Genomic DNA, 11,236 nt, shown 5'->3' on the forward strand with positions numbered 1-11,236 from the left:
TGTCAGAAACAGTAATTCCAGTGCCAGTTCCGTATTAACATTGGCACGAAGACGTACTTTCGTCTTATCCAGTGCCTCCAGTATCTTTTCCAAGATCTCCAGATGAACGCTGACTGGCCTGTTCCTGATATAATTGATCTCCTGCTTAAATACCAGATTGTCGATCTCTCTGGTAGCTTTGAACATCAGAACATCCCTAAACTCAAAATGCGAAAATATCCAGATAGTCATTAATATTCTGCTTCTCACTGGACAGATTCTTAATGGCTTCTGTCAGCTCATATACTTCCATGGATCTGTACTTCAGAATCTTAAGTGCCTTCTGGGTGTACATCCTAAAACTCCTGCAGGTGGCTGCTTCCTTTGCCTTGCCTAACACCGCCATGTGCAAAAGATGCATCAATCTCTGCCTGATAATCCTGTACACCAAGATGCTCCATCAGATATTTCTTTACCAATCCATCATCTACTACTTTCCTATATCAAGACGTACACATCTGGAACGTATGGTAGGCAGAAGACCATCAATATGACCGGCGTAAGCAGCATGATCACAGCGTATTCCGGCGGCTCTTCAATGGTTTTCAGGAAGAGCGTTCTGCGCCTGCGGTGTCATGATCTCTGCATCCGGAATAATATAGATCTTATGCGGACTGCTGTAAGGCTTAATATCCACATCATTTACTACCTGCTCACGTATTTCATCAATACTGATGGTGTTTGGTTTTTCATGTTTCACCATGATGATATCCGGGTGATTCTTACCAATAGCTCTCTTACAGGATTCGCACTTCCCACAAGCATTCTCGCCACCTGCTTCGCATTGCAGTGCTCATTTGCATAAATGCCGGCAAGCAGCCGCTTTCCGGATCCCGGTTCTCCGGCAAAAATATAGGAATGTGATATCTTTCCTGTTTTGATTGCATTTTGTAAATGCCTGATAATCTCTTCATGCCCTATCACATTATTAAACCCTACCATAGGAATCGCCCCTCTCTCATCAATCTTGTTTCAGTATATCATATTTTCGGATATAATGCTACAATTTACACAAGACGCCGGATCCGTAAAACGAAAACCTGATATATCTTTTCTGCACAATTTACCCCCAGCTATGATACCTACGGATTGTTTCGTGCTAACACTCCCACAATCCTACCCTATCTTCGTATTTTATTGTGTTTTGATATAGCGTACAATCTCCTCCACACAGTCCTCCAGTTCCACATTCTGAAACCTCTTCCAGATTCCTGCCTTCAAAATATTCTCCTCAGAAAAATCCGCCTGATCTGCCAGGAAACGTCTGCACATTTCCTCATACTTTGGCTTCTCTTGCTCCTTTTCCCTGTTCAGAGCACGGGTAAGACGTTCTCCATCCTCCACTTCAATATAAACCGGACGGACTGCATCCTCTCCGTAATAGTTTTTTAGTTTAAGATAGGATTCCAGGGTGCCAATCCCAAGATAATCATCCTGTGCCAGATCTACCTGCCCGTCATCTGCGGTAAAATAAGACCAGATCCCATGCATGGTACTGTAAGAACGCGCCTCGATCACAGCAACCCTTTCTCCTGAATTCTTTCAGCTTTTCTTCATCTGTAAAAAAATATTGCTTTCCTTCTTCTTCTCCGTCACGTATAGGACGGGTTGTATATAAAACCATTTTTTTCAGATTCAGCTCTGTATGCTGCATCAGTCTTGCATAGATATGATCCTTACCTGATGCAGCTCTTTGCCATGACAGAAAAAATCTTTCCCATATGGTTTCAGGGCATAAGCCCTATAACTCCTTTACTACTGCTATGGTTTCATTTGTATTGTCTGCAAGACCCTGGAAATTCAGTCCCTGCTCCATGTATCTTCTCTCATTCTTCATGAAAAGTCCAGTGATCTGCTCGCCTGGCACCAGAAGCGGAATCCCCGGCGGATATAAATAAGCAAATTCTGTAGAAATCTTCCCTGCACTTTCTTCTAAAGGACAAGGCACAGACGGAGCATCCATTGCCTGGGATATCCTCATAAACTGCTTCTTTTCTTCCCAGCGAAAATCATACTCTGTCCTCTTATCTTCCACCTTCAAAATAGCTGCTTCTCTTTCATCTATGGTCTGTATTGCCTCACACAAACGTAAAAATCCTTCTTCTGTATCGCCTGCTGCTGCCATAGCGATCACATACTGCTCTGTCTCCATCTCCACTTCGATCTTAAATTCCTGACGCAGGATCTTGGCAAGCTGTGTGCCGTTAAAGGAACAATGCTCTGTAGACAATATGATCTTTGATCTGTCAAAATCAAAATATTCTTTATTGCCTGGCTCAGGAACTAATCTTATATAATTACATTTTGCCAAGCTTCGCCTTACCTGTTCCAGCTGCCTGGTAAAGGTGCGAAACATGTCCGTACCTTCTCTTTTCATCTTATCTACACAGGCATCAATACTTGCCATAAGTACATAGGAGGGACTGCTGGTCTGATAAATGTCCATAAACCTGGCAAGCTTTGTCCCATCTACACGATCACTGCACCTGTGAAGAACTGCAGTCTGTGTCATAGAAGGCAGGGTCTTGTGAAAACTCTGAATCACCACATCTGCTCCCAGCTTCTCTGCTGGCACAGGGAAATAAGAAGAATACCGGAAATGAGCACCATGAGCCTCATCTACGATCAGTGGAACCTGATGCTCATGTGCGATCCTGGCGATTTCCTGAATATCTGACACTACCCCATCATAAGTAGGAGAAGTGATCAGCACTGCCTGGATATTTTTATTTTCTTCCAGTGATCTTTCCACACGGGAAGGCAAAATTTCTCCATTTATCCCCAATTTAGGATCTGTCTGTGGATAAATGTATATTGGTTCAAGATCTCTTAAATAAATCCCATGATATACTGCTTTGTGGCAGTTACGGGCTACCAGGATCTGACCTCCCTTTTCTACAGAAGCAGAAACAGCCGCAAGGATAGCTGCCGTACTTCCATTTACAGAAAAAAAACTTTGTTTTACTTCGTAAAGCCTGGCCAGTTCCTCCTGTGCTTCTTTAATGATCCCTTCTGCGTGATGAAGATTATCAAATCCATATATTTCTGTAATATCCTGCTCTATTGGAAAATCTCCGTACACAGATGCTTTGTTTCTTTTGTGCCCCGGCATGTGAAACGGGTAAGACCCTTCCTGTCCGTATGCTTCCAGCTTTTTATATAATCGTTCCATCCTGTCCTCACGTCCTGTCTGCGTTCATTATAAGCGTTATCATATCTATCCGCAATCTCATTTTTATATTCCATCCGTTTGCATAGATCAAAATTCATCCAAAGCAATCACAGAGCTTTATATTTTTTCTTGCTATCCTTCTACTGATTCTATCGCCGTTCCATTTCCAGAACGGATATACCATATTTCTTTTTAAAACAGGTACTGAAATATCCTGGATCTTTAATTCCAACCTTTTCCGCAACTTCATAGGATTTCATGGAAGTCTGGCGCAGAAGTCTGAAAGCTTCTTCCATCCTTAAATCAAAAAGATATTCCCTGAATGTTTTTCCGGTTCTCTTTTTGAATGCCCTACTTAAATAATTCGGATTAACAAACATCAACTCTGCCACCTGCGCCAACGTGAGATCCGGCGACTCATAGTTTTCTTTCACATAGTTCTCAACATTTTGAACAACATTGACATTTTTTGTTTCATTTTCTCTTCGATACAGATAGAAAATAGAATCAATCAAACCAATCAAATAATAATGTAATTCAGAGATTTCTCTACATTCCACCAATTTCGGCAAAACTTCTTTTCGATATTTATCAACCGCCTCCTGTTCTATTCTGATATCTGCCGCTGCAGCAAATATTTCCATTGCATAATTCATACTGGCAAATACAATTTCCTCTTTTTGCAGAGCTCTTGTCTGAAATCCATTGAATCCCTTGGTAACTTCTTTTTTGGCCTCATTGACCATCCCCTGTCGCAGGTAGTGTCCCAGATTTTTCCAGTAACTTTCTTCTATATATGTTTCTGCAGTATTTATTTTCATGATTTCAGAGTATATATGACAGGCATTTTTTTCTGTGGAGAGGATATGATGAAGCACATGTCTTGCTTCCCTGTATGAAATAGAGAGCTGGCGAATATCACTGTATCGTTCGCCCACTCCTATACGGATAGAAATGCTATGTTTTTTGCCAAACTCTTCTGCAAACCGTAATAATTCATGATAAAAATTAAGACCATTCTGATTATTAATTAAATCTACCCTTTGAAATCTGCTTTCAAAAATCAACACATTAGGGTATTTTTTGAAATAATCATCAACTGATTTTCGAACCTGAATAGACTTCAGTAAATCCTGTTCCTGATCAAATTCCTCTTCCTGTTTATACTCTATGATAGCAGCCTGAAAACAGTTTTCCTCCAATTCAATTCCAAAGAAACGCAGGTTTTCCGCTACACTCTCCACATTTTTACTGGTAACTAATCGCCCAATACTTTTCTCTCGAATAGAGGCATAATTTCGTTCCAATATTTCTTTGTACTGACGAAATTCCTCTTTATGCTGGCGTTCCTCTTCAATTACACCCCTTAGCTTTATTGCCATTTCTTTCAATATTTCCGCATCAATTGGTTTGAGAATATAATCAAAGATTCCCATTTTTAAGCCTTCATTAACATAGGAAAATTCATCATATCCGGAAATCACAACAACCTTCAGATCCGGAAATTCTTCCAGTACCGTTCTCCCCAGATCCAATCCGGTTTTACCCGGCATACGTACATCTGTAAACAAAACATCCGGCTGAACCTTCTCTACAAGTTCCAATCCTTCTTCTGCAGTTTTCGCTGAACCAACGATCTCATAGCCCAATTCATTCCAATCCACGCAAAGAGATATCAACTCACGAACCAGTCTTTCGTCATCCACAATTACTAATTTAAGCATTTCTTCTATCCACCCATTTCTCAATACATAACAAATCACTAAAATTCAAAACGAATGATTCTGTGTCTTCTATTGATTAGATTATATTATTCATTTTTCATTTTGTCTATGTATGATGTAGCCTCTTCATGATTCGCATTAATTACTCGGCGCATTCGAAGACTAATTATACTCAGAATAAAACCTATTATTCCAATAATCAATGCAAAGACATATAATGATCTCACTCCTTTAAATGACAAAATGAAGCCACCTGCTAAACTGCCAATTACACAGCCCATCGCATTCATCCCTGACATGTAAGCCTGTCCTTTATATTTATCCCCGGCCTCCATTTCTTCATTCGTATAGTGCACGGAAGCTCCTGTAAGCAGAGCAAATGATCCAATCTGTAGCAATTGCACCATATAGATTGTCATAACATTTCTGGCTAGTAAATATCCGATGCCTTTGGCAATAAAAAATCCTCCGGCAATTGCCAACATTTTTTTACTCGATATTTTACGTACCCAAAAAGTGAATCCAAATAATGTAATCAACTCACTCATAGCCGCAATCGCATTAGATATCCCCAGGTTTCCCGAATCACCTCCCATTTGTTCCAGAAAATAAATCATATAGTTTCCGGTGAAATTATGAAAAATATACATACATAAAATTGCCAGTAACATTACACTAAAGGAAGTGTATTTTTTGAAAAATACACTTCCTTTCGTTGAATAAATCTGCTTTGTTTCTGTTTTGACATCAGAGTTTTCCACATATGGCAGTCTCCAAAGTGTAATTGTACACACACCAGTTAAAATAAGTGCTGTAAATGGTATTATCCGTACATTGAATCTGCTGATCAACCCTCCGATCATCAGAGAAATAATAGAATAGGCAATCGATCCGCATGCTCTCGTGGATCCAAAATCAAGTGATATTCCTCTATTCACATAATATATGCTGATGGCGTTTACCAATGGTTGAACCGCCCATATAACTCCTAATACCAGAAAAAAGATGAACGCTGACAAATATCCGTCTTTTTGCCAAAATCCCATTGCAACAAGGAAACACAACAACATCACGAACGATATTTTACAAACAGTCAAAAAATCAAAATGTTTCCCGCTATCTGCAATACCTGCCAATACTGGTTGAAGAGAAAAGCCGAAAATACTGGCAGCAGCAATAATAATTCCTATATTTGAAGATTCATATCCTCTACTACTCAGAAACACCACGGCAAAACCATAAATTGTACTGCAACTTCCCCAGTAACATGCCTGGATAACACAATATTGAAATGTTAGTTTACGCGTATTAATATCCATATTTTTCTCTCTATTCTATTATCCCCCTCCTTGTTGGGGAGGGGGAATTATAACGTATTCTTGCTACTATTCAGCTCTTGCATTAACTACACAGATTGCAATACTGCTTCTCTATTATTTTAAAGATGATTAGATGTGATTATTTTCTTTCATTAAATGCATAACGGAACACGATAGATTTTATCTGCGTTACTTCATCCATTACTTTTGAAAGACTCTCACGACTATTGCCACTCATCTTCTTTCCACCGCCGAATGGAAGTTCTGCAGCACGGAAATTACCAGATCCATTGATTGCAATGTGTCCTGTTTTTAATCTTCTGCATACCTGAAGACAATTATAGATATTTGCAGAGAAAATTCCGCCACCGAGACCGTAATCTGAACCATTTGCAATCGCAACTGCTTCATCAACAGTATCAAATCCGATTACCGGCCATACCGGTCCAAATACTTCCATATCTTTTGCAATGTCCATATCTGGTGTTACATCAACCAGAATTGTCGGATCATAAAAAGCTCCGTTTCTCTTTCCACCACGGGCAATCTTTGCTCCCTGTTCAACAGTAAGATTTACCTGCTGTTCCACTTTTTTTGCAGCTCTTTCATGGATCATAGGTCCCATGTTTACTTCTGGATTCATCGGATCACCAATTACCAGTTTATCTAATTCTGCAGTAAGCCTTTTTACAAATTCCTCTTTCAAAGAATTATGAACAATAAAACGTTTTGAACCTGTGCAACACTGACGGTTATTACGAGCCTGATCTTCTGCTTCTTTAATTACAAGATCCATATCTGCATCTTCAAAGACAATGAATGGATCATTTCCACCCAGCTCAAATTTATAATCCGTCAGATGATTTGCAGCTGTTTTTGCAATACTAAGCCCGGCTTCTGTGCTCCCTGTAAAGTTTACACATGCAATACGGGGATCATCAACAAGCCACGTTCCAACTTCAGCACCTTTTCCTGTAATAATCTGTGCTACGCCTTCTGGAAGCCCAGCTTCTCCAAGAAGTTCATGAAGTTTAATCAATGTAAGAGGGTCAAAAGATGGTGCTTTTACGACAATCGTATTTCCAGCTGCAAGTGCAGCAGCTGTCTTAAATGCCCAAATTGCCGGTGGAAAATTATAAGGAATAATGCATGCCAAAACACCAAGTGGTTCATGCAGTGTAATCTGCAAATCTGCATCATATCCAGGTTCTGTTCCAATCGGCATTGTGCTTCCATAGTAATGCTTCGCTACTTCACAAGCCCCGTTATATGTATAGGCAACAGAATCCATTTCCCATACTGCTTCTTTCATATATGGTTTTCCGGCTTCTTTTGCTAATAATTCACCAAGTTCCAGGCGATGTTCCATAACAAGACTTGCAAACTTATGAAGAATTTTGCAACGTTCACGTACCGGTAATAATGCCCACGCTTCTTGTGCCGCTTCTGCTCCGTCGATTGCCTTTTTTACATCTTCTTTTGTTGCAGATGGAACTGTATCAATAACTTCCTGTGTTGCCGGATTTACGACAGGTTGTGTTGCATGATCACTTGCTTCTGTATATTTTCCATTAATAATCATTAACATATTTCTTCCTCCTAGTTATCTTATGAATGAGTCTTTAAATAATCAAGTACCTGATTGAAACTTTTGACAGCTCCAGTTGCTCCTAATTCACCGATTGCAATTGCGGAGGTTGCCGATCCAAATTGGAGTGCCTCCTTGAGTTTCATACCACGAATAATTGCACAAATGAATCCTGCCATAAAATTATCTCCCGCACCCGTAGTATCTACAACCTTTTCGGCAACAGTGCCTACACGACATTCTTCATTCTCAGTATGTGCATAAACACCATCTGCACCCATTTTGATCACAACATTTTTTACACCATATTGATGCAATGTTTCAGCAATTTCCCGTGGATCATTTTTTCCTGTATAATATACCGCTTCGTCATAGCTTGGAACCAAATAATCAATATGTGGAAGAGTTTCTCTGAGATCTTCCAACGAAAGCTCTTTTAAATCCATAACCATATCAGCAAAAACAATAGCTCCTGCTTTTTTTGCTGCTATTAGAAGCTCTTTAAGATCTGCATCCGATTGTCTGTGAGAGTAGAAAAGACTGGCGATCGAGATTGCCTTCAGATCTTCTGTCAATTTCATTTTTCCAGGAAGCCTGAACCGCATCATTGAGGACGCATTTTGTGGAACTGCCAGAAAACTTCTCTCACCATCGCTTCCAACCAATACAACCGAAGTTGCTGTCGGATATTCCTGGTCTATAATAATTCCTTCTGTGGAAATACCTGCTTCAGCACATTTAGCTATATAAAATGATCCACTGTCATCATCTCCCACAGCCGTTGCCAGCATTACCTCATGTCCAAGTCGATGTAATGTGATGGATTGGTTTGTTGCATCGCCCCCGATTTTCATGCCCACACTTTCAACCTGATGCGTCTGTCCATCCAGTTCAACCTGAGGAACACCCTTTGCAAGAAGATCTACGGTTCCCATTCCGATACATATAATTTCTGGTTTCATATACTTTCCTCTTTACCACTGTCAAGGCAACTATTCATAAATTAAATAATCCTGTATTTTTCTGCAGTTTCTTTTACTAAGGCTTTCTGAGTTTCAGTCAATGGCTGGAATGGTTTTCTGCAGACACCGCAATCCATTCCCTGAAGAGTCAGTACTTCCTTAATCCCCTTAAATATTCCTACTTTACACAGCACTTCGATAATTGCATTTACTTCGCCCTGCACTGTAATGGCCTCTTCTTTTTTATTTTTTTTGTATAAATCAAAAAGCATTATATATTTTTCTGGCATAATATTAAAAGTACTTCCAATTGCTGCTTTTGCACCAATTCCAAGTGCACTAAGGAGTAATTCGTCATGTCCGACAAACATTGTTTTTTCAGGATAACGCTGAATCAGTCGTTGCAACTGAAACAGGTCATAACTGGTATGTTTCAAACCCATGATTTTATCATTCGAAAGAAGTTGCTCCAAATCATCCATTGAAAACTGGATTCCTGACATTGCCGGAATGTTATAAACAAGCACCGGTACATCTACGGAGTCTGCCAGATCACAGTAATACTGGAAATATTCATCCATATTAAACGGAAAATAAAACGGAGGAACGGAAGAAATCGCTTTAACATTCAGCTTCTCAGCATGTTTTGCAAGTTCAATACTATGTTCTGTTGCCAGCATTCCGATATTTGCAATTACGTCCAGTTTTGGATCACAGGCTTCAACGACTGCCTCTAACATCTTTTCTTTCATCCACAGACAAAAGATACGATTCTCCTGTACTTCCTCCAACATAGAACCCGGAAACACCATTCTTCTGCAATTTTTCAACGAGAATCTGGGCTCTATTTGTATCTAATTTTCCGTATTCGTCAAATGGTGTCACTAATGCCGGATAAATTCCTGATATTGTACTCATCATTTCTCCTAATCCGATTATGTTTTATTTATATTCGTTATATTTTTTCATTGCATAACGGAAAATAATAGATTTTTCCTGTGTTACTTCTTCCAGTACAGAAGACATGCATTCTCTGCTGTTCCCACTCATTTTTTTACCACCGCCAAACGGAAGTTCCTGTGCTCGGAAACCGCCAGAACCATTAACTGCAACCATTCCTGTACGAAGTGCTCCTGCAACCATCATGGCATCTTTCAGATTCTCTGTGATTACACCTGAACTCAAACCATAGTTTGATGTTTCTGCAATTTCAATTGCTTCTTCAAGAGTTTTAAATGTAAAGATTGGAAAGATTGGTCCAAAAATTTCCATATCTTTGCAGATATCCATATTTTTTGTACAGTTATCTAAAACTGTTGGCATATAATACGCACCTTTTCTTACACCACCATATACAAGTTTTGCCACCTTGCTTTTTCAATCGTAAGGTTAACCTGTCTCTCTACTTCTTTAGCGGCTTTTTCGCTAATGAGAACTCCAAAATCTGTATTCAGATCCATAAGATCCCCTTCTTTGACCGTTTTCAAACGTTCCTCAATGAGTCGCTTTACAAATTCAATCTTTGATGGATTCATGAACAATAAATCTTTTTGCACCAGAGCAGCACTGTCCAGCATTTCTTGTCTTATCACCGGTTTCATTAACTGCCAGATCCATATCACAATCAGCACAAATGATCAGAGGATCATTTCCACCAAGTTCAAATTTATAAGGTGTAAGATTTTCTGCTGTATGCCTTGCAATTTCTTTGCCTGCTTCCACACCGCCAGTTAAGTTTACCTGTGCGATAGCTGGATTATCACTGATCCAATTTCCTACTGTGGCACCTTTTCCTGTAATACACTGTACCGCACCAGGCGTTACTCCTGCTTCAACGAGCAAGCCCATCAGCATAAGCACTGTTAATGGATTATATGACGCAGGCTTTACCACAATTGCATTTCCCGCCATAAGTGCAGGACCAGCTTTGAATGCCCAAAGAGCAGCTGGAAAGTTAAATGGAACAACACATGCGATTACGCCAAGTGGTTCATGAATCGTAACCTGAAGGTCATCATCATATCCACCCTCAATGCCCATTGGCATCGTTTTTCCGAAATGATGTTTTACAATTTCAATAGAACTTTCGAATGTCATATATACGGAATCAATTTCACCGTAAGAATCAAAAACTGGTTTTCCTGTTTCTTCTGTTAATTTTGCTGCAAGTTTATCTCTGTCTCTTTTCAATAAGTCAAGAAATTCCCTCAGAATTGCTGCACGGTCTCTGGTCTTTTTCGCATTCCAGATTTTTTGAGCTTTTACAGCTTCGCTGATTGCAAAATCAACATCTTCTTTTGTAGCACTAGGAACAGAATCAATGATCTGTCCGGTATATGGATTATCAATCTCGATTACTTCTTTATTTGAAGAATCTACCCACTGTCCATTAATCAACATTTTCATGATTTCTATTTCTCCTTCAATGTCTT

The 11,236-nt window shown here is 39.6% G+C and carries 9 protein-coding genes and 4 pseudogenes; all 13 read right to left on the reverse strand.

Going from position 1 to position 11,236, the window contains the following annotated elements; genetic code table 11:
- A pseudogene (locus R1Y93_RS11605) lies at positions 1-186 on the reverse strand (DNA polymerase III subunit delta); the annotation flags it as partial.
- A 16-nt stretch (positions 187-202) separates the two neighbouring features.
- Complete coding sequence (locus tag R1Y93_RS11610; RefSeq protein ID WP_500822915.1) at positions 203-334, reverse strand: hypothetical protein; 132 nt, start codon at positions 332-334, stop codon at positions 203-205.
- A gap of 1 nt (position 335) precedes the next feature.
- A complete protein-coding gene (locus R1Y93_RS11615; RefSeq protein WP_500822916.1) occupies positions 336-458 on the reverse strand; it encodes a hypothetical protein in 123 nt (40 codons plus the stop codon).
- A gap of 116 nt (positions 459-574) precedes the next feature.
- Positions 575-829 (reverse strand): DNA polymerase III delta subunit-related protein, encoded by a 255-nt coding sequence (locus R1Y93_RS11620; protein WP_500822924.1) that lies wholly within the window; start codon positions 827-829, stop codon positions 575-577.
- Positions 736-981, reverse strand: a complete 246-nt coding sequence (locus R1Y93_RS11625) for a DNA polymerase III delta subunit-related protein (protein ID WP_500822917.1) — start codon at positions 979-981, stop codon at positions 736-738. Before R1Y93_RS11625 ends, R1Y93_RS11620 begins: the two co-directional genes overlap by 94 nt.
- A gap of 192 nt (positions 982-1,173) precedes the next feature.
- Positions 1,174-1,760, reverse strand: a pseudogene (locus tag R1Y93_RS11630) (nucleoside/nucleotide kinase family protein).
- A 20-nt stretch (positions 1,761-1,780) separates the two neighbouring features.
- The gene (locus R1Y93_RS11635; protein WP_500822918.1) at positions 1,781-3,211 is read right to left on the reverse strand and encodes an aminotransferase class I/II-fold pyridoxal phosphate-dependent enzyme; all 1,431 of its coding nucleotides are present in this window, start codon (positions 3,209-3,211) and stop codon (positions 1,781-1,783) included.
- Positions 3,212-3,360: 149 nt separating this feature from the next.
- Entirely contained in the window at positions 3,361-4,935 is a 1,575-nt protein-coding gene (locus R1Y93_RS11640) for a response regulator (protein ID WP_500822920.1), read from the reverse strand.
- 86 nt (positions 4,936-5,021) lie between these two features.
- On the reverse strand, positions 5,022-6,254 hold the full coding sequence (locus R1Y93_RS11645; protein ID WP_500822921.1) for an MFS transporter: 1,233 nt from the start codon (positions 6,252-6,254) through the stop codon (positions 5,022-5,024).
- A 139-nt stretch (positions 6,255-6,393) separates the two neighbouring features.
- Complete coding sequence (locus tag R1Y93_RS11650) at positions 6,394-7,842, reverse strand: aldehyde dehydrogenase family protein (RefSeq protein WP_500822922.1); 1,449 nt, start codon at positions 7,840-7,842, stop codon at positions 6,394-6,396.
- Between the two features lie 20 nt (positions 7,843-7,862).
- Positions 7,863-8,804, reverse strand: a complete 942-nt coding sequence (locus tag R1Y93_RS11655) for a carbohydrate kinase family protein (protein ID WP_500822923.1) — start codon at positions 8,802-8,804, stop codon at positions 7,863-7,865.
- Between the two features lie 41 nt (positions 8,805-8,845).
- Positions 8,846-9,725, reverse strand: a pseudogene (locus R1Y93_RS11660) (N-acetylneuraminate lyase).
- Between the two features lie 21 nt (positions 9,726-9,746).
- Positions 9,747-11,210: pseudogene (locus R1Y93_RS11665) on the reverse strand (aldehyde dehydrogenase family protein).
- Positions 11,211-11,236 lie beyond the last annotated feature (26 nt).

The organism is Blautia sp. HA3515 (assembly GCF_059933065.1).